The 24546-nt window shown below is 38.8% G+C and carries 18 protein-coding genes; 3 read left to right on the top strand and 15 right to left on the bottom strand.

Translation table 11 applies throughout. The features are described from left to right. Positions 1–21: 21 nt before the first annotated feature. From AC0L8O_RS23785 to prfA, 5 genes are all read right to left on the bottom strand, one after another. On the bottom strand, positions 22–1068 hold the full coding sequence (locus AC0L8O_RS23785; RefSeq protein WP_473445763.1) for an L-threonylcarbamoyladenylate synthase: 1047 nt from the start codon (positions 1066–1068) through the stop codon (positions 22–24). 223 nt (positions 1069–1291) lie between these two features. Further along, positions 1292–1735, bottom strand: a complete 444-nt coding sequence (locus tag AC0L8O_RS23780; protein WP_473445761.1) for a GNAT family N-acetyltransferase — start codon at positions 1733–1735, stop codon at positions 1292–1294. A gap of 274 nt (positions 1736–2009) precedes the next feature. Next, complete coding sequence (gene spoIIR / locus AC0L8O_RS23775; RefSeq protein ID WP_026563095.1) at positions 2010–2666, bottom strand: stage II sporulation protein R; 657 nt, start codon at positions 2664–2666, stop codon at positions 2010–2012. A gap of 301 nt (positions 2667–2967) precedes the next feature. Then, positions 2968–3813, bottom strand: a complete 846-nt coding sequence (prmC, locus tag AC0L8O_RS23770) for a peptide chain release factor N(5)-glutamine methyltransferase (protein WP_473445759.1) — start codon at positions 3811–3813, stop codon at positions 2968–2970. Positions 3814–3819: 6 nt separating this feature from the next. Beyond that, complete coding sequence (prfA, locus tag AC0L8O_RS23765; protein WP_473445757.1) at positions 3820–4890, bottom strand: peptide chain release factor 1; 1071 nt, start codon at positions 4888–4890, stop codon at positions 3820–3822. A gap of 530 nt (positions 4891–5420) precedes the next feature. Here prfA and gloA2 point away from each other — a divergent pair. After that, positions 5421–5807, top strand: coding sequence for an SMU1112c/YaeR family gloxylase I-like metalloprotein (gene gloA2, locus AC0L8O_RS23760; protein ID WP_473445755.1), 387 nt, complete (start codon positions 5421–5423; stop codon positions 5805–5807). A gap of 141 nt (positions 5808–5948) precedes the next feature. Then, positions 5949–6452 (top strand): MerR family transcriptional regulator, encoded by a 504-nt coding sequence (locus AC0L8O_RS23755; RefSeq protein WP_026563091.1) that lies wholly within the window; start codon positions 5949–5951, stop codon positions 6450–6452. A gap of 7 nt (positions 6453–6459) precedes the next feature. Here the strand turns inward: AC0L8O_RS23755 and AC0L8O_RS23750 are convergent, their stop codons facing one another. The 8 genes from AC0L8O_RS23750 to AC0L8O_RS23715 form a co-directional block, all read right to left on the bottom strand. Continuing rightward, a complete protein-coding gene (locus AC0L8O_RS23750; protein ID WP_473445753.1) occupies positions 6460–6912 on the bottom strand; it encodes a hypothetical protein in 453 nt (150 codons plus the stop codon). Positions 6913–7088: 176 nt separating this feature from the next. Then, positions 7089–13229 (bottom strand): lamin tail domain-containing metallophosphoesterase family protein, encoded by a 6141-nt coding sequence (locus tag AC0L8O_RS23745; protein WP_473445751.1) that lies wholly within the window; start codon positions 13227–13229, stop codon positions 7089–7091. A gap of 323 nt (positions 13230–13552) precedes the next feature. Continuing rightward, positions 13553–14173 (bottom strand): thymidine kinase, encoded by a 621-nt coding sequence (locus tag AC0L8O_RS23740; protein WP_473445749.1) that lies wholly within the window; start codon positions 14171–14173, stop codon positions 13553–13555. 408 nt (positions 14174–14581) lie between these two features. Then, positions 14582–14788: a 50S ribosomal protein L31 gene (gene rpmE / locus AC0L8O_RS23735; protein ID WP_078432012.1), complete on the bottom strand. Its 207-nt coding sequence runs from the start codon at positions 14786–14788 to the stop codon at positions 14582–14584. Between the two features lie 281 nt (positions 14789–15069). Further along, complete coding sequence (rho, locus tag AC0L8O_RS23730) at positions 15070–16341, bottom strand: transcription termination factor Rho (protein ID WP_026563086.1); 1272 nt, start codon at positions 16339–16341, stop codon at positions 15070–15072. A 324-nt stretch (positions 16342–16665) separates the two neighbouring features. After that, entirely contained in the window at positions 16666–17955 is a 1290-nt protein-coding gene (locus tag AC0L8O_RS23725; protein ID WP_026563085.1) for a UDP-N-acetylglucosamine 1-carboxyvinyltransferase, read from the bottom strand. Positions 17956–18640: 685 nt separating this feature from the next. Next, positions 18641–19498 carry a class II fructose-bisphosphate aldolase gene (locus AC0L8O_RS23720; protein ID WP_026563084.1) on the bottom strand — a complete coding sequence of 286 codons (858 nt, stop codon included), beginning with the start codon at positions 19496–19498 and terminating at the stop codon, positions 18641–18643. A 411-nt stretch (positions 19499–19909) separates the two neighbouring features. Then, positions 19910–20284: a response regulator gene (locus tag AC0L8O_RS23715; RefSeq protein WP_473445746.1), complete on the bottom strand. Its 375-nt coding sequence runs from the start codon at positions 20282–20284 to the stop codon at positions 19910–19912. 324 nt (positions 20285–20608) lie between these two features. Between AC0L8O_RS23715 and AC0L8O_RS23710 the strand changes: the two genes are divergently transcribed. Beyond that, positions 20609–21148, top strand: a complete 540-nt coding sequence (locus tag AC0L8O_RS23710) for a DUF2529 domain-containing protein (RefSeq protein ID WP_473445744.1) — start codon at positions 20609–20611, stop codon at positions 21146–21148. A gap of 55 nt (positions 21149–21203) precedes the next feature. On the opposite strand, the gene AC0L8O_RS23705 is transcribed toward AC0L8O_RS23710, so the two are convergent. Both AC0L8O_RS23705 and AC0L8O_RS23700 read right to left on the bottom strand, forming a co-directional pair. After that, on the bottom strand, positions 21204–21596 hold the full coding sequence (locus AC0L8O_RS23705; protein WP_026563081.1) for a hypothetical protein: 393 nt from the start codon (positions 21594–21596) through the stop codon (positions 21204–21206). Between the two features lie 288 nt (positions 21597–21884). Continuing rightward, positions 21885–24431, bottom strand: coding sequence for a carbohydrate-binding domain-containing protein (locus AC0L8O_RS23700; RefSeq protein ID WP_473445742.1), 2547 nt, complete (start codon positions 24429–24431; stop codon positions 21885–21887). Positions 24432–24546 lie beyond the last annotated feature (115 nt).

Here is a 24546-nt window from a genome sequence, read left to right as displayed (position 1 = left end):
CGAAGACGAATAGAACATTGATTATTTTTCCACGATCACTTGGTTACCAGCTGCCTTTAACAGTCTGTTCATAATTGCTGCGCCAACTCCAACCTGTGGAAAACTTTCACTTATGATAAGGTCCACATCTTCCTGATCAAACCGTCTTAGCACGTCATACAACTTAGCTGCAACCGTTTGGAGGTCTGAACGATTTCCGCATGAAACTACTTTCGTTGCGTGATAATCATTTATGGCTTCTTCTGTTGTAAGAACGCCAACCTTTTTGCCTTCTTTTTCATACTGATCGATCTGTTGTTGAATATAGCGATGACTTCCGTCCACTATGATGACAGGCGCATTTGGCGCATAATGGGTATACTTCATTCCCGGTGATTTAGGTGCATGACCTTCCTCAACTAATGCCCGATCTACCTGAACCTCTCCAACAATTTCCTCCATTTGTTCCTTTGTCACTCCACCTGGACGAAGAATCGTTGGAATCTTTGTTGTGCAATCGATAACGGTTGATTCCACCCCGACTCCTGTTGAGCCTCCATCGATAATACCACTGATGCGCCCCTGAAGGTCATGGTACACATGTGAAGCGTGTGTTGGACTCGGTTTTCCGGAGCGATTTGCACTTGGTGCCGCTACAGGTACATTTGCTTCCTTTAAAAGCGCGAGGGCAATCGGATGATCCGGCATACGAACACCAACAGTATCAAGCCCAGCGGTCACTAAGTCTGATAACTGTTCACCCTTTTTCTTTAAAACAAGTGTTAAAGGACCCGGCCAAAAATGATTGATCAATGCTATTGCATACTCGGGTATATCTTCAACAAATTCATCCAGCTGCTCTTGTGAAGCAATGTGGACAATTAGTGGATTATCACTCGGGCGTCCCTTTGCTTCAAAAATTTTACGTACAGCTTCATCTGAAAAAGCATTTGCTCCCAGGCCATAAACCGTTTCTGTTGGAAAAGCAACAACTTCATGATCTTTTAGTTTAGCCGCTGCCTGTGTAATATGTGGATAACTGGTGGATAAGTTGGTAAGATCATCCACAGTCCAAAGTGTTGTTTTCATCCCTTCAAAACTCCTTATATTCCGTTCAATTCAACCAATATACTAGATGGTTAACTCTTGAAAGTATAAAAGAAGAAGCTACAGAAAACAAGCCTTATCCACAAAATGTGGATAAGGCTTTTGTTTTTGTGGATAACTTTGTTAATAAGTGAAACTTCTAACAATGATGAATTTCTAGAGCTTTGCTTGGCAAGTTGCTGCTAAAGTGTGGGATAAGTGAATTTTATGATGATTTAAGCATTACTTTTGCATTCGGGTCCTCTAGTGAATCTTTCATATGGTCAATTGTCATCATTTCAGCAGGTACTGACTCCGGGTTTAGCTTTTGAAAACCCATCAAAGATAAAAACTGTACAGATGCTTCTTTATTCGTAACTAAAAATAAATTTGTAATTCCCCGTTTTTCAGCCAGGGTTTGAATGCTTTGAAATAGTGTCACGATATGAGCCTGCTTAAGCTTGTCCGACACCACAAGAGAACGCAACAGCCCTGTGTTGTTCACAGGCTCCATTCCAATACATGCAACAATTTCTTTTTCTCCGTTTTCCATTAACACGAAATAATCTATTAAATCAGCAATTCCTTCTGAACTGATTCCCGCTTTTTCCACAAACATTGTTAATCGTTCAATATCTTGATTTTCTGCTATTTTTAATTGATAAAACATGTTTTCACCTCATTTTGTTTTTTCCTATTTCAACTCTATGAGGTGAATGCTAGATTTATGCCTAATAAATCTTATTCAAGATAGATAAAGGGACCTTGTGAGAAGGCTTTATTTGCGATTATCTCGTTTTATTTGCGATTATCAGAATTTATTTGCGATTTTGCTAGTTTATTTGCGATTATTAGAATTTATTTGCTATTTGACAATTTTCAACAAAATTCGACTCAACGATATTCCTCAAAACAATAAAAGGCGAGGGAATCCCCTCACCTTTTTAAGAAAACAATCCTTCAAACCATTCAACTAAGAAGAATTTCACTTCTACTTCTTCCTTCTCTTCTTCTTCGTCCACTACTAAAGATGTTAGTTTTTCATTTGTTTTTTCTTGATCATTTGTTGTTTCTTCTGCTTGGACAGCTTCCCCGTTTGAAAAGTCTAAAAAGCAAAGCGGCGGGAATAGGACACACCACCAGTTGGCACCTTTTGCTTCACCGAGACTGATTAAGATCGCATTATATTCACCAGCAGGATAGATATAGCTTCCATATAGCTTTGTTGGAAAGTTAACATTGTGATCAAATTCAACCGAATAGGATTGTTGCATGTTTTCTTGTTCTAGCACATCTTCAACAATGGCTTCGATTTCCGGTAGTCTTGATTGAATCAGTTCTTCTGCTGCTTCAACTGACGTTAATTTTTCTACCCATGTTGTGATTTCTTTATTCACTTCATCACGTACTTTTCGTTTTAATGCTTGGTCTTCATCAGAATCACTGTTTGCTAGAATTCGTAAGCGGATGGCTTCATCAGGTATGACAACCGGTTCCTGCGAGCTTGCTGTTGTTGTGACAGGCTCCTTATAAACACTAGTGATTGCTCCTATGAATAAGATAAATATATATATGAGTACTAATTGATTTTGTTTTTTCATGTCTCTCACGCTCCCTTGGTAGACAGTATGGACAGCGTGAGAGATTCTTAAACTATATTTTTAAAAAAATAGTTTGGTAGATTTAAAAAATGAAAAATCGAGTTTCATTACAATTAGTATAGGGCTGGTTGATAGGAGCTCCACGGCGCTCGCTTTCCTCGGGGCTGGCGGTGAGCCTCCCTCGACACTACGCTGCATGGGTCTCACCTGTCCCACAGGAGTCTCGCACTTTTCGCTCCAGTCAACTCAATTATTTTCCTGACTCATTAATAAAATAATCTTAAACAAAACGCATTCCATCTTACACAGCCGCAAAAACCATCCGATCCTTACCATTTATATCATAAACAACTTCTACCTTCGCATCAGGTAAGGCTTGTTCTAAAAGACTTTTCACATCTTCCCCTTGACCTGCACCGATTTCAAAAGCAATGAGTGCCCGGTCGTTAAGGTAATCGGTCATATCATGGATGAGTCTTCGATAAAAATCCAAGCCATCTTCTCCACCTGCGAGTGCCCGCATTGGTTCATGATCTTTTACCACTGGTGATAGTGTTTCGATTTCCCAGTCTGGAATATATGGTGGATTTGACACTAAAATATCGATTTTCTGTGTAACAGGTTCAAGGAGATCTCCGTGCAGCCATTTGACGCTTGCCCCTAAGTTCTCAGCGTTCTCTTTTGCGACTGAGATTGACTCTGCAGCAATATCAACAGCCGACACTTTGAACCTGGCATTTTCTAACGCCAATGTAATTACGATTGCTCCACTTCCTGTTCCAATATCGACCACATGCAATGTATTAGCACCTGAAAAATGGACAGCTGCTCTGTCTAAAATTCCTTCCACAAGCTCCTCAGTTTCCGGTCTTGGAATAAGCACTTCCTTATTCACGAAAAATTTTCTTCCATAAAATTCTTCATGTCCAATCAAATACTGGACTGGCTGACCTTCTACATGTTTTTTTACATCAGATGTAAATACTTGGATCTGCTCATCTGAGAGGACCATTCTCAAATTGGACAGCAATGTTGCCCGCTCCATTTGTAAATGGTGACGAAGCAACAATTCTCCAGCATTTTCATCTCTGCCTGCTTCCTTTAAAAAAGAAGAAGCCCAGTTGAGGGCTTCGTATACAAATTTCATTTGATTTTAGTCTTCCGCTGCTTGAAGGCGGCTTGATTGGTCCTCAACAATTAGTGCATCCACTACTTCATCAAGCTTACCTTCTAAAATTTGATCAAGCTTTTGAATCGTTAACCCGATTCGGTGATCTGTCACACGGTTTTGCGGGAAGTTATATGTTCTGATACGCTCTGAACGGTCACCTGTACCAACCGCAAGCTTACGGTTTTGATCGTATTCAGCTTGTGCTTCTTGTTGGAATTTATCATAGACACGTGCACGTAGAACCTTCATCGCTTTTTCTTTGTTTTTGATTTGGGATTTTTCATCCTGACACGATACTACTGTATTAGTCGGTAAATGTGTTAAACGAACAGCTGACATAGTTGTATTAACACTTTGTCCCCCTGGACCACTTGAAGCAAATGTATCAACACGAATATCTTTTTCATGGATTTCTACTTCTACTTCTTCTGCTTCAGGTAAAACAGCAACTGTTGCCGTTGATGTATGGATACGGCCGCCAGATTCTGTTTCCGGAACACGTTGTACACGGTGGGCACCATTTTCAAACTTTAATTTTGAGTATGCACCTTTCCCGTTGATCATAAAGATGATTTCTTTATAACCGCCAGTACCTGTTGCGTTTGCTTCCATAACTTCTGTTTTCCAGCCTTGCATTTCAGCAAAACGGCTGTACATACGGTATAAATCAGACGCAAATAATGCAGCTTCATCTCCACCTGCTGCACCGCGGATCTCCATAATAACGTTTTTATCATCGTTCGGATCTTTTGGCACAAGTAAAATCTTCAGACGAGCTGTTAATTCTTCTTCACGTACTTCTAATTCGGAAAGCTCTTCCTTTGCCATTTCGCGCATTTCAGCATCAAGCTTCTCTTCAAGCATTGATTTTGTATCTGAAATTTGTTCTCGGACTTCTTTATATTCACGGTAAGCTTCCACAGTTTCTTGAAGGTCTGATTGTTCTTTTGAATATTCACGCAGCTTTTTTGAATCGCTAATAATATCCGGATCCATTAAAAGCTGATTTAACTTTTCATAACGGTCTTCTACCGATTGTAAACGATCTAACATACATGTTCACCTCAATTTTCATGCATAACGTTATAATTATAGTATAGGTCAGATGAAGCGTCAAAAGCAAATTACGCCAGGATTCCTTAAACTATAAACTTTGTTGTTCTTAATTAGTGTTTGTCGGTTGATTTCCGCTACAGGTTGCTCGCTTTCCGCGGGGTGGACGGTAAGCTTCCTCGGTGCCAACGCCTGCGGGGTCTCACTGTCCCGCAGTTCCCGTGTCTTGCTCCAGCGCCTAGCCCCGAAGTACAGGATGTGCAAGTGCAGCCAATGCGAAAGGACGTCGCGCTTTCGGCTGCCTCAAGGTCATAAGCCAATTTAGATACAAAGAACGCCTTCGATTCTAAATCAACTTATTTGTCCTAGGCTGATCAAGGCGCTTCCGCATTTCTAACAGGAGTCTCGCACCTTCCGCCACAATCTACCTAAATAGTTTTGTTTAAAGAACAACAATCTTTATTAAAAAAGTCATATAATATATTTTAAGGAAAAAAACTCCATTATTACCGAAAGAGGGATCCTACTTTATGAAAATCAACAAAATCCACCATATTGCTATCATTTGTACAAGCTATGAAACGTCTAAAAAATTTTATACAGAAGTACTTGGCCTTAAGATTCTTTCTGAGGTTTATCGTGAGGAACGTCAGTCGTACAAGCTTGATTTAATGGTTAATGATCTTTACCAGATTGAACTTTTCTCATTTCCTAATCCTCCTAGCCGACCAACACAGCCTGAAGCTGCAGGATTGCGACATCTTGCTTTTGAGGTAGACAATATCAATGAAGCGGTTCAAGAACTGATAGAAAAAGGAATAGTTGTCGAAGAGATTCGAATTGATCCGATTACAGATAAAAAGTTTACTTTTTTTCAAGATCCGGACGGTTTGCCTTTGGAATTGTATGAAGCCTGAATCGTCGACAAACTTATTACATAATATGTAAAACTCCCACTTTCTTTGCCGAATTCGTTCTTGTTTTGTCTAACGTGAAGGGAACTGATGCAAAACGTAGAAATTCTAGTTTTGTACGTAAAATCAAGGGGAGGAATGCAAATGAGTACAGCCGCTGTTGCAAAGTCACTTGGTGTTTCCAGAAGAACGTTAATGAGATGGGTCGATCAGTTAGATTTACAACTCGCCAAAAATGAACTTGGACACTATCAATTTTCGGATGAAGATATAGAGAAAATAAAGCAAATGCAGGAAAATTCAGAACCAGCTTCACCACAATCGAAAGAGCAACCTCGAAAAGGAATTGTCATGGCTGCATCAGTAAATGAGGATAAAACCGTTGAACTAACTAATCGAATTGAGGAATTGGAGAGAAAACTTCAAACAAAAGCAGATGACGTTGTCTCCTATCAACTCCTCCAACATCGAAAAGAAATGGAAGAGTTAATTGGAACAATTAACAAGCTTGAACATAGAATTGAAGAGCTTGAAAGTGCACAAAAAAGACCAGAATTCTCTAAGGATCCTGCACTTGTTTTTGATCATGGACAAGCATCAAATAAACCTCGCAGAAAAGGTCTCATCAGCTCCATTTTAGGCTTTTAGGGGCATTTTAACGCCCCTCACTGTTTTTTTCTTTTAAATTTACATCAATACGATATCTCGGTAATGCCGTAATCATATTATCATGAACTTCTTTTTCTTTTTTCTTCATTTCGTCTGCAGTAAGCTTTTCTGTTGTAAAGACATTTACATGGATAGTATCACCATTAATCATCACTCGTCCTAATGATAATGTCTTGTCATTCCGAATTGCTTCTTCTAATTTGTTCTGATCATTCCCTTGGTCTGGTCTTAATTCTGTTAAATCCAGAAAATTAGGACCCGGATTTTCCGTAAATTGTTCATCCTCATCAGACCCAATTTCATCATAATCACCATACCCTGTTTTCATTAATCTTGTGCCGTTTTTATCCTCTTCCTGTGGCTCATACCCGTCACGAGCTTGAAGTTGGCAACCTGATAAACATAGGGAAACAACCATTAAAATAAGTACTTTTTTCATATTCAAACACCTCCTATATGTAGGTTGTCCGAATTGATTATTTTCATGATTTTTTTATAGGCTAGTTGCTGGAGCTAGATGCCTAAAGTCCTCAATTTAAACTTTCTTACATGCACACGCTAAAAAGAAACCCTACTCAACAATAAGTAGGGTTTCAGGTTAAATTTGATTATCTTTTAAGCTGATTTATTCTTTCTCCGGATGAATAAAAGTACACCGCCTAGAGCTAAAACCAACAGTCCAATAACTAACATATTAAACATATCTGTAGCTGTGTTCGGTAGTGGTAACACACTATTCTGTGACTGGTTATCTTTGTCCACTTGATCTCTGTAACCTGGTGTTCCATTTCCATCATCTAGTTTTGGATCTTCTTTACCTGGGTCTTGATCTCCACCATCTGGTTTTTGGTCTCCATCTCCAGGATCTTGATCTCCATTTCCTGGGTCTTGATCTCCATCTCCAGGATCTTGATCTCCGTCACCCGGGTCTTGATCTCCGTCACCCGGGTCTTGATCTCCGTCTCCTGGGTCTTGATCTCCGTCTCCTGGGTCTTGATCTCCATCTCCTGGGTCTTGATCTCCATCACCTGGGTCTTGATCTCCGTCTCCTGGGTCTTGATCTCCGTCACCCGGGTCTTGATCTCCGTCCCCCGGGTCTTGATCTCCGTCTCCTGGGTCTTGGTCTCCGTCACCAGGCTCTGATGATCCACCTTTCGTGAATGTCCATATGTCAGAAGCAGTTTTTCCTGTAAACTTATCCTCTGCTACTGCATACCAGGAGTACGTGTTATTTTCAGTTAATCCAATCCATTTTACTTGAGCTGTTTCTCCGCTTGAGATGTTTTCTTGTTTTCCAATTTCTTTGTCAGTTTTAACGGTAACACTAAAATAATCTGTTGCTACGCGTTTTTCCTTTACTTGAAGGTCAAGGTCCATAATAAACTCGTCTTTACCTGGATATTCTTCAGGCTCATAGAAGTTATAATCATCCAAGTATGGAGAGTACGTATTTACAAAGACACGGTTATTGTCCTGATCAAAGTGAAGCAGTTTCATATATCCTTGCCCACCTTCAGGACCGCCTTGATAATCTCCAAGCATTTGATAGACTTCACGGTCCGGCTGGCCATCACCATCGTCATCGATTTCACTAACAAGTGTTTCAGAGTCATGATAGTGACCACTTAATACTGCAATAACATTTTCATTTGGTTCTACTACTGCTTTATATATTTTGTCTCCGATCGGACTTCTATTTCCGGAAACTAATAGGTATTCATGGAAACTAAGGATCGCTGTTCGATCAGGATATTGGGCTAACACATCATTGATCCAGTTTAAATCCTCGTCTTGAACACCCCATCCCATGTAAACCATAATGAAATCATTACCGTTTGCTGAAATAAGATCATAATGTCCCCGGTTATTTTTATAGCTGCCGCCATAGTAATCTTTGTCTTTAAAACGATCTTCACCAAATCGCTTGTAATATTCTGTGTAATCATTTGATAACTGGTCTACATCATGATTCCCGGCTAATACACCGTATGGTACATTATTTTGATCTAATACACCCATGTATTCATCAGCATGGATCCATTCCTGTTCTTGACCGAAGTTATCGACTAAATCACCTGTATGGAACACATATTTGATTTTTAATTCTTCCTGCTTTTCTGCAATCCAATTTGTTTGTCTTTCGAAAATATAAGGATAGCTTTCTGCATAGTATTGTGTGTCAGACATCCAAACAAATGTGTAGTCATATTCTTCCGGACTGCTTGGGATTTCGTCTTGGATTAATACATTGATTTTAGAGTCTTTTACATATGTTGCAACTTCAACTGTGCTCCTTAATTCAAAATCTTCGGCACCGGCAACTTTATACGTAAGTAATGCCCAATCATTTTCTTCGTGGTTCCAAGCGTACATAGACACTTTTCTACCTTCTAGTGATTGACCGCTCCACGAAAGCTCAACTGTATCCGTCTCACTTACTGATGAATCAAGCTCGACATCAAAGCGATGATACGGGAATTGTTCACTTGAATCAGTGATTAAATATTCGCCATCTTTTTCAGATACTAGAGTGAGATCCTCCTGAGTAAGAGCTTCTTCACCTTCCGGATTCATCGTTTGAGGAGGCTCTGTATCTGTTGCGTTTTTGAATGCCTTTACGCTTTCTGTGTTGGCCGCATCATACTTATAGCCTTCATAGAAGGTTACATCAAGAGCATCACCTGTTGGATCTGTTACTTTCACTTTAAGTGTTGGATCTCCATTAACAGGCTCTGAACTGTTATCAGCAGGTGAAATCAATTCAGGCTTATTAGGATTTTCATTTGTTACTGTAAATTGAACAACCTTTTCAGCCTTATTTCCAACTTTGTCTTCAGCCACAATCATGACAGTGTGTGCACCTGGTTCAAGTTGTGAAGAAGCTGTTTGATAAGGAACTTCAATTTGCTTTCCATCCAGCATTACCTTCACTGATTGCACTCCTGCAATCTCATCAGTAACGGTTGGATCAATTGTAAATTCACCTTTATATTCTTTTCCTTCTACTACTTTTGTTTCAACTGCTGGTGCCGTATTATCGACTAATACAGAAGTTGAAACTGTATCATTCGAATCTTTAGCTTCAATTGTGTGTTCACCATCATCAACAGTCGTTGTGTCCCAATTATAGGTTTGTGCTGTTGCATGTTCTTCTGTTATCGTAAAGGTAAAGTCTTCGAATGGACGGAATGTACCATCATCACCCATGTCATATACCTTTGAAGGATCATTTTTATTTGGATCTGTAATCACAGTACCGTCTGCTAAAATGAGGCGAACATTTCGCAGGCTGTAATCATCGCGATTTTCTTCGTCCTCTTCCAATTGGAATGGTGATGCTTTGTTTCCTGCACGAACGGTTAAGACATTTTCCCCCACCTGCAAACGATCTGGATCAACTGGAATCGTAAATGTTTTCCAATGTGATAACCAATCCTTGTCCATCAGGAAAAGAATATCCTCACCCATTGTGACAGCATTTTGGAAATACGTATTAAGACCATTCACTTCAAGAGCAAGATAAGCCTCATTCTCTAAAGAATGATACGTATCTTCTTTAAGCTCTTCACCATCAACCGTGATGGCAACGTTTGTTGCTGCTTCATCTTTTGAAGTTGCCTTGATAATTTCCTTACCGGAGACCACATCATTGTCTTTCACATTTAATCGCAGATCAGAGTTATCAACATCACTATTTATTGTAATTTTAAACGTATCACTGCGAACCTCATTTACTCCATCAGAAACTGCAAAGAAATATTCCACATATTCTTTCCCAATTAAATCTGAAGCATAAATCATATTTTTGTATAGATGAGACTCTGAATCAAGCGCTAATAACGTTTCATTAAATACATCTTGATCGTTTGTACGATAGAATAGACGAACTGATTTTACTTCCTTATTATCAGAAGCTGCAGCTGCAATCTCAATATCTTCCGTTTGTTCTACTTCTGTCACAGCTGTTTTATTTTCAATCGTTGGAGCAATTGTATCTTTTTCAATATGAACCGGCTGTTTTGGTACTTGGAAGCCTTCTACTGAACCAGGAGTTGCAGCTTCTACACCAGCACTTACTTTAATTGCTTGTTTTGATCCGTCTTCTGGATACTTATAAAGAATGCCTTTATCCGGAACCGTATCATCAACATTTGCTACATCATTATAGTAAGAAACTGTTATTTCCTCTTTTGTATTTGTCGCTACAACCAGTCCTCTTGCACTTCCATTTGCCATTCCATCACTGTGAATTTTTACAATGTTTTTGTTTTCAACAAGGTTTGTGCCAAAGTGTGCATTAAAATCCGCAACCGTTAGCTCTCCATTTTGCCCATTAACAATCCAGAAAACGAGTGTTTCTTGGGCAGGGATAACAACATCATCTGGAATAGATGGCCATACAACATCACTTGCCGGATCTGTACCGTAGCGATATTGAACCTTGTAATCTTTAAAGCTAAGATCTTGATCTGTATTGTTGTAAACCTCAATAAATTCATATCCATCTGCAGATCCAACATTTGCAGTATCAGGAACAATTTCTGTTACAAGAAAGGCAGGAATTTTTGTGTAGTCTACCTCTTCTTTATTTACTTTAATTTCATATTCTTCCGTTTTAACCGTATTTATTCCATCAGAAGCTTCAACATAATAGGTAATGTTAGCGTCCACGTTTGTACCAATGATTTCAGCTGTGTAGCTTGCAGAATCACTGCTAGCATTCATTGCTAAAGAAGTGAAGTTTTGTTCACCTTCTTTTTTATAGTACAAAGTAGCAAAAGGAACAGCCATATTGTCAACTACATCAGCTTGAATCTTAATCGGTGAAAAAGCATCACTTTCTGTAATTGGTGTGTGTGTAATCACCGGTGCTTCAGAATCCTCCGGAATTTCATCTAACTCCACCGGTTTTGTTGGGACTTGAGTTTGCTCTACCGTTCCTGGTGTTGGAGCAGCAAGAGTTTCCAACTTTGCCATTTCCGAGCCTGAACTTGGGAATAGATACTGAATGACAGCACCTGTATTATCATTTTCTGTTCCTAAATAGCTTGCAGATATGATCTCTGCATTTGTATGATCTTTGATCACGATGGCACGATTTCCACCATTTGCAAAGCCTGGGAATACATCTTTAAATTCAACTACATTTTCGCTGGATAGATTTAATCCAAAGTTTTGATTAAATTCTTCTAAACCCCGATCTCCATTATTGAACCAGAATACAAGTGTTTGCTGTGGTTCAATCGTTGTAGCAGGAACTTGGAAAGTCACTTCTTTTCCACTATCTGTGTACTTATAAACAAAAGAGTAGTTTGTGAGAGAAAGTGATTGGTTACTATTATTATAGAGTTCAAAATACTCGTAGTAATCTGTTCCCCCACCTGCAGAGTTCGGTGAGAGTTCGGTAATAAGTAATGGACGATCACTATAAGTTTCTTCAGGTACCTCTATCTTTACTTGATATTCTTCTGTTTTAGAAGAATTGATTCCATCTGTTGCTTCAATATAATACACGAAGTCAGACTGTACACTTGCTGCTGGGATTTCTGTTGAAAAACTAGTGCCATCTTCACTATCAGCATTCATTTTTATGATTTGAAAATCCGCTTCATCTTTAAGTTTATAATAAAGAGTTGCAGACGATACGGATTCATTATCTGTTATCACAGCATTCACTTTTACAGTGTTAAGCGCTTGCGCCTCTGTTACAGCTGTATGAGTAATGACCGGAGCTTCAGAGTCTAAAGGAACCTCTTCTATTTCTACCGGCTGTGCAGGTACTTGAACAGCCTCGATCGTTCCAGGTGTAGGATCCGCTAACACTTGAAGCTTGTCCATCGTAGGTTGACCAGGTGCATATTTGTACTGCACAACTTTCCCTTCATTATCTGTTTCATCTGGTAAATAAGCCGCAGCTACAATGCTATTTCCTTCTTTATCCTTGATGACAGCTGCACGGTTTCCACCATTTGCAAATCCCGGAAATACGTCTTTATATTCAACAACCTGATCTTTTGTCAATTCTAACCCGTAATGATTGTTGAAATCCTCAAGAGTTAGTCCGTTGTTATTAAACCAAAAAACAAGTGTTTCCTGCGGTTCAATTATTGTAGCAGGCACTTTGAATTCTACTTCTTTTCCACTATCGGTATAATGATAAATAAAAGCATAGTCTGCTAATGGTAATGTTTGATTTGTGTTGTTATATACTTCGAAATACTCAAAGTTATCTGTTCCCTTTGAATTTGGTGAGATTTCTGTGATGAGTAAAGGGGAGTTCAGGTTATAATCTTCTTCAACAATTTCAGTCTTGTCGGCTTCCTGTTCCTCTGTTTCTGCAGGTTGCAGATTTTCTTTTTGTTCTGTAGATGTTTCTTCTTGTGTAGTTGTCTCTTGTTGATTAGTAGTGGCAGGATCTTTTTGAAGTTCTTCTTCATTTTGAGAAGCGGGTTCTTCAGTAGATTCCTCTGGTTTTGGCTGTTGTTCTACTTCTTGGACAGCCTTCTCATCTTCTTCGGTTCCTTCTTTATTTACAGTTGTCTCTTCTTGTTGGAACTCGTTGGTTTCTTTATCAGTTTCTTGTTCTGCTGTTGTTTCAGCTTGTTCCGATACATTTGTATTTGCATCCTCAACAGGCTTCTCAGCTTGAGTGGCTTTTACTGGAATGACTGAAACAAAATTGGATAGCACGATGGCTGCCATACAGATAAATATAAATAATTTCTTCAGCCTTTTCCTAACGATTCGTTTCCCCATAGCTTCCTCCCTCTAATATGTAGTCGTCATTGTCAATACTAATCGAAATTTGTAAAACTAATTTTAATGCAATGTAAAGGTTTCTAAATATTTCGATAAAGTATTGTTAATCTTGTAAACACTTATTTACAATTTTATTTAAGAGAGGGAAACACACTTAGAGGAGATGTATATATACCAAGGTATTATTCTTTTTAAGGATTCTCAATCCTCCTTCATCTATTTACACTATTTTTACATCACTCTTACAAATTTACAGAAGATGCGACATTTTTTGAAAAACAAAAAAACCTATGCCTTCTCTCTTTAAGGCATAGGTTTTTTCACGAATTAGCTGCACTATTCTCTTTTTTAAAGGTTTTTACAGGTGCACCTGGCACTTCATGGTGATGTCTGCATCTAGGCTCATACGATTCAGATGCACCAACCAAAATAATAGGATCATCATAGGATGCCGGTTGTCCATTGATTAATCTTTGTGTACGGCTTGCCGGTGATCCGCACACAGAACATACAGCCTGAAGCTTTGTTACAAGCTCTGCAAGTGACATTAGCTTAGGAACAACACTAAATGGCTCACCTCGGAAATCCTGATCTAAACCTGCCGCAATCACACGGTATCCTTGATTCGCCAATAATGTTAACACATCAGCAATATTATCATCAAAAAACTGTACTTCATCAACAGCAATGACATCCGTCTTTTCCGTAATAAAGTCAAAAATATCCTCAGATTTAGAGATCGGTTTACAAATGATCGCCGTTCCATTATGAGATACGACACTTTCTTCACTATACCGATTATCGATAACAGGCTTAAAAACTTTTACCTCCTGCTTGGCAAATGTTGCTCGTCTCACTCTTCGAATGAGCTCTTCAGATTTACCTGAAAACATGCTTCCGCAGATGATTTCAAGCCAACCACTTTGCTTCATAACATACATGAAACGGCCTCTCCCTTCCATTGAAAAGCGCAAGCGCCTTGATCAGACCCGTCAGGCATAAGACGATTTGGAATAGCAGGCGTTTTTTGTCTTCAATTCCAAATTGGTTTATGACCCCGAGACAGTTACAAACGCGACTTCAATCGCTATAACTGCACTTGCACGCCCTGTGCTTCGGGTCTAGGTGCTGGAGTTAGACACCAACACTAAGTACAAATTTTAATTCTTTGAATCAATTGACCAAATCCTAGTATCAATATTCATCTATATGACATGCCAACGACATGATTATTCCGTTTAACAATCCCTACCAATATATGTAGGATAACCAAATTCACACCTAAAAAATGCAAAAGTAGGCGTAAAAAAACAGGCAAGAGCCAGTTGTCTTGCCTGTTGAGGAAATCCTTATTGTTGTTTAAGGCCGTATTTTTTGTTGAATTTATCTACACGTCCACCTGCATCTGCAAATTTCTGACGTCCAGTGTAGAATGGATGGCACTCAGAACAAACCTCAACTTTGATTTCGTTTAAAACAGAACCAGTTTCGAATTCGTTACCACAAGCGCATTTCACCATAACCTTATTAAAGTTTGGATGAATTCCTGTTTTCATTCTTTTCATCTCCTTCCGCCCTGAATCATTCGAGACAGAGTTATATATCTAGGTAGGTCAACTCGTCCAATTGACGAACTAATATCCTAGAAAAGCACATGATGAAATTATAACAAGTGCCAGATCTAAAATCAAGCTGAAGTTAAATATTACTAGAAAAGCGAAAAGCACCTTCGTCATCACTTAAACGTCCTGTGCTTCGGGCTAGGTGCTCCAGCAAGGCAACAGAGTAAGTCAGATACGATGTAAAATTTCCACTATTTAACAAAAGCATAAGTACCTTAGCGATTCCGTAATCCTTTCATTTCTGCATCTAAGTTGCTAAAGAATTCTTCGTTTGATTTCGTTTGGCGAAGCTTACGAAGGAATTTTTCAACGAAATCCGGTGAGTCTGTCATGGACTTACGAATTGCCCACAGTTTTTCCAGATGGTCTTTTGGAATAAGAAGCTCTTCTTTACGTGTTCCAGAACGGCGAATGTCAATGGCAGGGAAAATTCGTTTCTCTGCTAGTGAACGGTCAAGATGCAGTTCCATGTTACCTGTACCTTTAAATTCCTCATAAATGACATCATCCATACGTGAACCAGTATCAACCAATGCTGTTGCAAGAATTGTTAAGCTTCCACCTTCTTCAATATTACGCGCCGCACCAAAGAAACGCTTAGGACGGTGGAATGCAGCAGGATCAATACCACCTGATAGTGTACGACCACTCGGCGGAATAACAAGGTTATAGGCACGAGCTAATCGTGTGATGCTATCCATTAAAATAATAACATCTTTCTTATGTTCAACTAATCTCATGGCTCTTTCAAGGACAAGCTCTGCAACCTTAATGTGGTTCTCAGGAACTTCATCGAATGTAGAGCTGACAACATCCCCGGCAACAGAACGTTCGATATCTGTTACTTCCTCAGGTCTTTCATCAATCAATAGGACGATGAGCTCTGCTTCTGGGTTGTTTGTCGTAATACTGTTGGCAATTTCCTTTAATAGCATGGTTTTACCCGCTTTAGGAGGTGCCACAATAAGACCACGTTGTCCAAAGCCGACAGGGGCAATGAGGTCCATAATTCTTGTAGATAAATAGTTTGGTTTTGTCTCTAGAAAAATTTGTCTATCTGGATATAGAGGTGTTAATGCCGGGAAGTGAACACGTTCCTTAGCTGTTTCTGGATCTTCCCCATTTACAGCTTCTACATGTAATAAACCGTAATAACGTTCGTTTTCTTTTGGAGGACGAACCTTACCGGAAACTTTATCACCATTTCGTAGATCGAAACGTCTAATTTGGGAAGCTGAAATATAGATATCCTCTGAGCTAGGTGAATAATTAATTGGTCTTAAGAAACCAAATCCTTCAGATTGGATAATTTCTAAGACACCTTCCATAAATAATAAATCCTCTTGCTCTGCATTTGCCTTTAAGATTGCAAAAATTAGTTCCTTTTTCGTTAGCTTGCTATAGTAGGAAACCTTGTATTGGCGGGCAAGCTCATATAATTCTTTCAGTTTCATATGTTCTAATGAAGAAATTGAAACCTGACTCATAAAAACACCACTCTTTTTCAATTTTCAATATTTTCTTTAACTTTCACCTATCAATGTTCAGACTCAATTCAAATTGAGAGCTTGTCTAAATAATAAAGCTATCTATTGTACTAATGAAGAGAAAAACTAGTTACGTTTTGGATAGAGAAGGAAATGAAGGTGAGCTTGAAGTAGTTTTTGTAGTATTCATTCAATGCAGCACTCTTTATTTTAACCCTATTTCAAAGATTTAATCAATGATTTTTGGAAAATATGCTTATCGTAAGAGGCAAAAATTGAAGGAACCATAAGAGAAATCAAGGATAATCCTTGATTTCTCTTGTTTTAAGAATTTTGCAGCTGTTCAATCTCTTTTTCCGTCATTTTTTCACGCCAGATGGTTGCACCCAGTCCTGTTAGTTTTTCTTCTAGTTGACTATATCCGCGATCAATATGTTCTAAACCTGTGATCTCTGTAATTCCATCTGCCATTAAGCCTGCACATACTAACGCTGCACCGGCACGTAAGTCACTTGCCTTCACTTTAGCTCCTTGAAGCTTTGTTGGGCCGGATACGATAGCTGAGCGTCCTTCTACTTTTATTGTTGCTCCCATTCTTCTTAGCTCATCGATATGTTTAAAGCGGGCAGAATAAATCGTATCTGTCACAACACTTGTTCCTGTCGCTTTTGTTAAAAACGATGTGAATGGTTGCTGAAGGTCCGTTGGAAAGCCCGGATAGACAAGTGTTTTAATATCAACGGCTTTTAATTCCTTTTGACCGCCAACAATAAGGATTTGATCATTACTTGTTTCGATATGCATACCCATTTCTCTAAGTTTGGCGATCAATGATTCGAGGTGCAATGGAATGACATTATCGATCATCACTTCTCTTCCCATTGCAGCACCGATAATCATATATGTTCCCGCTTCTATTCGATCCGGGATGATCGAATGACGACAACCGTGCAACTTCTCGACACCATCAATGCGAATTACATCCGTACCCGCACCTTTTATTTTAGCGCCCATGCTCGAAAGCAGAGTAGCTACATCGATAATCTCAGGTTCCTTTGCCGCGTTCTCAATGATCGTTCTTCCCTTTGCCAAAACAGCAGCAAGCATAATATTAATCGTTGCTCCCACACTTACTACATCTAAATATATACGAGCGCCTTTAAGCTCATCTGCCCGTAGGTAGATAGCTCCTTGCTCATTTGTGATTTGTGCACCAAGTGCTTCAAACCCTTTAATATGTTGATCAATCGGACGGGGGCCTAAATGACAGCCGCCAGGTAGGCCAATGACAGCCTTTTTGAATCGGCCAAGCATAGCTCCCATTAAATAATAGGAAGCTCTAAGCTTTTTCACTTTTCCATTTGGTAAAGGCATTGAAATCATGGATGAAGGATCCACAATCATTTCATTGTTTTTCAGTTCGACCTTACCGCCAATTTCTTCTAACAAGTCCCCTAAAATATTGACATCAGATATGTTTGGCAGTCCCTCAATTGTCACAGGAGATTCAGCGAGGATTGTCGCTGGAATGAGTGCTACTGCACTATTTTTTGCTCCACTAATTGAAACCGTACCGTTAAGTAAATCGCCGCCGGCAACTTTTAATTTTTCCATGTTAGTCTCCCTTCTAGGAAGTTGACTTTCCGGAAAGAACATCAAGGGCGAAGTTATTGCACACAGATCATACATGTGAAACCTTGTACTTAACTCGAGAGTCTAGCCCCAAATGAATTGAAGACAAAGAAGTCTTCTATTCATTTGCATCTTATTTGCCTGAGGCTGACCAAGGCGCTTCCGCTTTTCTCATTATGTATACGTTCACACGTCACGTCCATCATGTTTTCCGAATGAAACATCTTGTCAACATTAGTTCCGAATTTAGGATCAAGCTGTTTATTTATTTTATTGCCTTTAATTCATCTGTAAATACATAAGATTTATACTTATGTGTTAATTTCAGTAAAATGAATCATACCATCCTCCTATTATTAAACCATCTATTAGGCTGGACAACAATGTTTTAGGATAGATAATCTTTTAAAAAAAGAGTTAAATTATATGCTATGAGTTTTAGAAGATTCAAAAAGCCATTATTTGCGGATGTTATATATGAAGATTCAGCAGGACTAAAATTGAAAACGGACAAGCACAGGCGAGTCCGTTCAACTATTATTCTATCAAGATTAGTCATCCAGGTAAAGGATTAGAAGGATTTAATGACAGATGTTAGCGCTTTCTTAATTTTCAGAATATAACCGCCTTTCTATTAAAGGCGGTTATATCATTATTTCTTTTGGAATTAAGCTTTATTAGAAGAACCAAATTCACGCATTTTTCCGATAACAGTTTCTTTAATCGCGTCACGAGCTGGTCCTAAATATTTACGTGGATCATACTCATCTGGTTTAGCAGCTAACACTTCACGAACTGTTTTTGCAGAAGCAATTTGGTTCTCAGTGTTAACATTGATTTTAGCTGTTCCGAAAGAAATAGCTTTTTGGATATCTGTTGTTGGGATACCAGTACCACCGTGAAGTACTAATGGCATGTTTGTAAGACCAGCAATTTCTTCCATTTCTTTGTATCCTAAGTTAGGCTCACCTTTGTATGGTCCGTGAACAGAACCTAGAGCTGGTGCTAGGCAATCAATACCAGTGCGTTTAACAAGTTCAGCACATTCTTGTGGATCAGCGTAGATTACGCCTTCTGCAACAACGTCATCTTCTTGTCCGCCAACAGTTCCAAGTTCAGCTTCAACTGATACACCTTTTGAATGAGCATATTCTACAACTTTAGAAGTTGTCGCAACGTTCTCTTCAAATGGGTCATGTGAAGCATCAATCATAACAGATGTAAATCCAGCATCAATTGCTTCTTTACATTTGTCAAAGCTTGAACCGTGATCAAGGTGAATCGCTACTGGTACAGTGATGTTGTAGTCTTCTAGAAGACCTTCCACCATTTTTACAACTGTTTTGAATCCACCGATGTAACGTCCAGCACCTTCAGATACACCAAGAATAACTGGTGAATTCTCTTCTTGAGCTGCTTGAAGAATTGCTTGAGTGAACTCAAGGTTGTTGATGTTAAATTGACCTACCGCATATCCTTCATCTTTTGCTTTGTTAAGCATGTCTGTCATTGAAACTAAAGGCATGTCGAAAATCCTCCTAATAGACCTTATTTTCTTATAGAGGTTGTTCAAAAATCCACAAATGATAAGCTGCGAATCTCTGTGTTGCTCGTATTCTCCGATCCTCACGTATCAAAACATACACTCCGGTCCTCGAATCCTTCGCGCCTTGATCTTCTTGCTTCTAATTTGTGTATTTTCAAACAAACATTTAAACAGAAAAGTATATCATACCTAGCATGACCAAATAATTCCCTCATATGTAAACTTCGCATGATCACTTTTCACATCTTATAGCATACCAATATCTTCACAAAACGGCAACAATTCGACATATATTTGGGTAATATAATGTTACAGGGTTTGACAATAGCAGACCCTTTTCATTTACAATAAACCTTTTATCTATAAGGATTTACCGATTGTTTTCTCTTATTAGTTGGCTTTAAGTGGTAAGTATTTCCTTACCGCCTCTCGGATCTCATCGATATCAAACGGCTTGGCAAAATGCGTAAGAGCTCCCAGATCCTTTGCTTCTTGAATCATATCAAGCTCACCATAAGCCGTCATGATAATGACACGGATATCCTGATCCACAACCTTCATTCGTTTTAGAATTTCAATACCGTCCATTCCAGGTATTTTCATATCAAGCAACACTAAATCCGGAGAGTGGTTTTCTACGATCTCCAGTGCTTGAAACCCATTAGCAGCTTGAAATGTTTGATACCCTTCTTTCTGAAAAACCTCATTTAATAAAATACGAATTCCATACTGATCATCAACGATTAATATTTTTTCTTTTAGCATCCTGTATACACCTCTTATATTTTATAGTCAATCTATCCTTATTAAAAAGGAAAACTTTCCGCTCATGTATCACTTCATCAATCATAACGAAGGGTCAATTACTCACCCACCTGCGCTAATCTACATAATTAATTCGTCTCAAACATTTATTTCCCTTCATGATTTCCTATTCTTTTATCGACAATTTCTGACCGTTTTGTCATATTATACACTTTTTACCCGTATTTAAGTTACGATAAAAGCTATATTTCGATAACGCCTGACTTTCTTCTCTACCTTTTTATCGATATAATATACGATACTAGAGAAAGGAGTTTGTCTCTTATGATGAAAATATTTACAACACAATTAACAGGACATTTCAACCGGATCTTAGATCAAGAGGAATTTTCTATAGAGGATAGTGCTAGGCTATTGGCACAGGCTTTGATGGGGGAAGGAACATTATATATTTATGGACACAATGAGTTACAAGCAATAGTGTCAGAAGCAAAGAACAGCAGTGAGCCACTACTTCGAACTGAGGCGCTTATTGATGAAAATGGCCATTTAAAAGAACTGTCTCAAGCAGATCGAGTCCTCCTCTTTTCATACCTTTCAACAGATTCTGATAGCATTTTACTAGCAAAACAGTTAACTGAGATGGGAATTCCAACTGTTGGGGTATCTGGTATTGTAAAAGGAGAAGACGCAGGCTTAGAGGCTGTAACAGATTTTCATATTGATACGAAATTACGTCAACCTTTAATTCCTGGTGATGATGCTCAAAGATACGGCTATCCGGCACTGATGACAGCTTTATATGTGTATTATTCTCTAAAGTTTACAATCAATGAGATTTTAAGTGAATATACAGAGGAATAAATAAGAAAACCCTGTTCTAAATCTAGGACAGGGTTATTCTTATTTACTCCTGTATTTACTTGGATGATAAGTATTTTACATAAATAGCTTGGGATGTATTTACTGTTTTGCAACCTTCTAAATCTTCTTCATGCAGCAATCCTAGTTGGATGGCTGATCTTATTTTCTCTTCATCCGGCTTTTTTTCAATAAGATCGAGCAAATTTAACTCTTCAAGTTTTTTAACGGTTTGTTGTTGTTTAAATTTCACTGAATTTCTTATTTGTCTTTGCAACTTGTATTCCCGCAGGACCATTTCTCCTTTAGCGTTTTTACCCACAGACAAATCAAAATATTCATTAAAAGCTCTCTTCAATTCATCAATTTCTGTTTCCACTTCTTTTTTCTTATGCTGAAGTTCAAGAAAATGAGCAAGCATCTCTCTTGTGATGACCGTTTCATTCGACAATCATATCCCCTCATTTCACAGATGATAGTTCATCATATTGTGTAATGAGGGGATATATTCATAAAAGGAACAAATGTTTCTATTTTATTTCTTTCGGAGCAAATAGTTTTGAGATCTATTTTTTCCAGATGATCAAAAGCGCGACGTCAATCGCCATGACTGCACTTGCACGCCCTGTACTTCGGAGCTGGATGTCGCATACTTATCCAAAGTTCAAAGAATTTTATAGGTTCCTAAGCAACAAATAAAGCATGAAGAGACTCCCATTCTCTACAAGCTTTTTTACTATTACTCTTGTTCTAGGTTATGTTTTCTTCTTACATAAAAGTAAGCTCCGGCACCCAAAAGTAAAACGATCCCTCCAAATAATAGTGTATGAAACGAATTCGTTGCCGTATTTGGTAGCTTTTCACCTGCTTTATCGCTATTTTTCACCGGCTTTTCTTCAGGATCTTCGCTACCATCGTCACCACCTACAGGATCAGCTGGTGTATTGTCATCATCTGTGCCTGGTTTAGCTGGTGTTTCTCCATCGTCTTCACCTGATCCTGGCTTGGTTGGTGTTTCTCCATCATCTTCATCTGTTTCAGATCCAGAAGCTTTATCAAATCTTACATTATCCACGAACATTCTTCCTGCAAAGTCACTGTCATCATCTGCAAAAATTAGGAGCATGTTACGTAATGCTGTATCTGACTTCACGTTTTCAAGATTTGTAACATCAATTTTTGCCTCGTAATGATAAAGGCCATCTGCTGTTTTTTCTACTGAATCTAATGCTGTTAAATCAATATTAAAAGTTTCTGAGGATTGTTGCCAGAAACCTAGTGATTCTGGTTGGAAAACTAAATGAATTGACATTCCACCTTCTGATGCACGTGTAGGATCAAGATATAAATCAAATGCAACATACTCATTGTCACCCCGTTTTACATCTTCTGACCAGAAGTCTAGACGTGGAGCTGATGCCCAGTTGTCAGCTGGTTTTACTTCAGGATAACCAAATTCCCATGATAATGCTTTTGAACCATTTGCTTCTTCAATCGTTAATGCCGTTTTTACTCCTGAATCGCCACTCCATTTCCAGCCTTGACGAGTGTCATCTTCAAAAGTAGATGGAAGTGTTGCTGCTCCTTCTGGATCATTGATCACTTCAATCTCAACTTCTTTTCCTGTTACTGTTATATTATCCAAAGAGATAACATCTGTATTTTCCGCTCCAACAAAGAATATCAAATTCTCTAATTTGTTATTGTCAGGACTTTCTGCAATTGTTGCTAATGATGGAGCATCTTCTTTTGTTATCGTTAATACCGCTTTATATTGATCTCCGAATTCTACAAAATCCTCTTCATTTACTTGGATTGCACGCGTAGGATTTGCCCACCCAGCTGAAGGTCCTTGTGGAATGGCTGCCACAGATACAGTTGTTGGTTCATCAACAATCACATCCATTGATAACTCCTCGGCACCTAAAACATCAACTGATTCTCCCCAGTTATCTGCAGACAGGCGTACATTTGCCCAATAGTTGTCTGCAGTAACATCACCACTTGCACTTAGTCCTGAAATTTGCAGAGTTCCATCCACATTCTTTAACGTCACATCCTTTACGGGACTGTCTCCATTTACGCCAAAGCCTTGTGTGGAATCATTAAAATCAAATAGAACTTTAACATATTTTGTACGATCGATTGGCTCATATGAAACCCCTTTGATACGAGCACGAACATATTCACCTGATAAGCTTAATTCTTTAGGTGCCCAAACCTGATCCGCACCTGGATCTAAATCAGTTGCCTCTGTTTTCCCTAATTGAAATGGAGTAAAGGCTGCAGATGTTTCATTTTTATTTGTTAAGGACCAGTTAGCCCAGCTAATATTGTTTTCATTTAAGAAGTTGATCCATTGGTCGGCTTCCTCTAAATACGGACCATTGTTTCCATTTGCTTCACTTGTTCCCCACTCTGTTGCAAAAACAGCTTGTCCTTTTTCTAGCGCATATCTTGCATTACTCATTACATTTTCACGATTTGAGCTATCTGAAGCAGCTGGATGTGACCCCGAGTAGAAGTGAACCGTGTACATTGTATTAGGATCGTCAATTGGATTATCAGCAGCTAAATCTGCACGCTGACTCCAGTTCGGACTCCCAACAATGACAATGTTTTGATTTCCATTATCACGCAGCATTTTAATAATTGGTTCAGCATATGATTTTACCTTTGCCCAGCCTTCTGCATCATTTGTTAATCCCGGTCCATCATTACTATTGCTGCTTGGCTCGTTAGCTAATTCATAGATAATATGTGGATCGTTAGGATAAAGACTTGAAATTTCTTTAAAGAAATTCAATGCCCCTTTATAAACATCAGCATTTGGATCTCCCGGAGCATGTACATGCCAGTCGACAATGACATACATATCATTTGCCTTTGCTAATTCAATCCCATCAATGACACGTTGCTTCATCACTTTTGGATCTGAAGCATATCCGCCTTCACCAACATACATCGCAAGACGAATAAGATTTGAACCCCAGTCATTTGAAAGAGCTGAAAACGCATTTTCATTTAAAATCCCTGGAAACCATTGTAAACCATGAGTGCTCATGCCACGGAGTTGAATCGGTTGACCATTTTTATCAACAAGTGTTTTTTGTCCATTTACAACCTTAAGGCTTAATGCCCCCGCTTGAGAGGGTCTTTTCCCTGGTCCACCAAGCAAGCTGCTGTAATCAGCTTCTGCTGCTGAAACAAAATTCGGTAATAATGATGTTAATAATCCAAGAACCATTATTAGTGCCATAATCCTTTTTGCCATTCCGTGTTTCAAAATAAATCCCCCTTGTTTGATGTGAATTATTCATAGAAATCGGTTTCCAAAATAAAAAACAAGATTCAGAAACCTTTTCCCCCACAGTTAAAACACCCCTTTGTAAACGCTAATA

It is taken from the genome of Metabacillus sp. KJ11-3 (assembly GCF_055808295.1).
The sequence above is the reverse complement of the archived record's forward strand: the minus strand, read 5'-3'. Positions and strand labels throughout refer to the sequence as shown.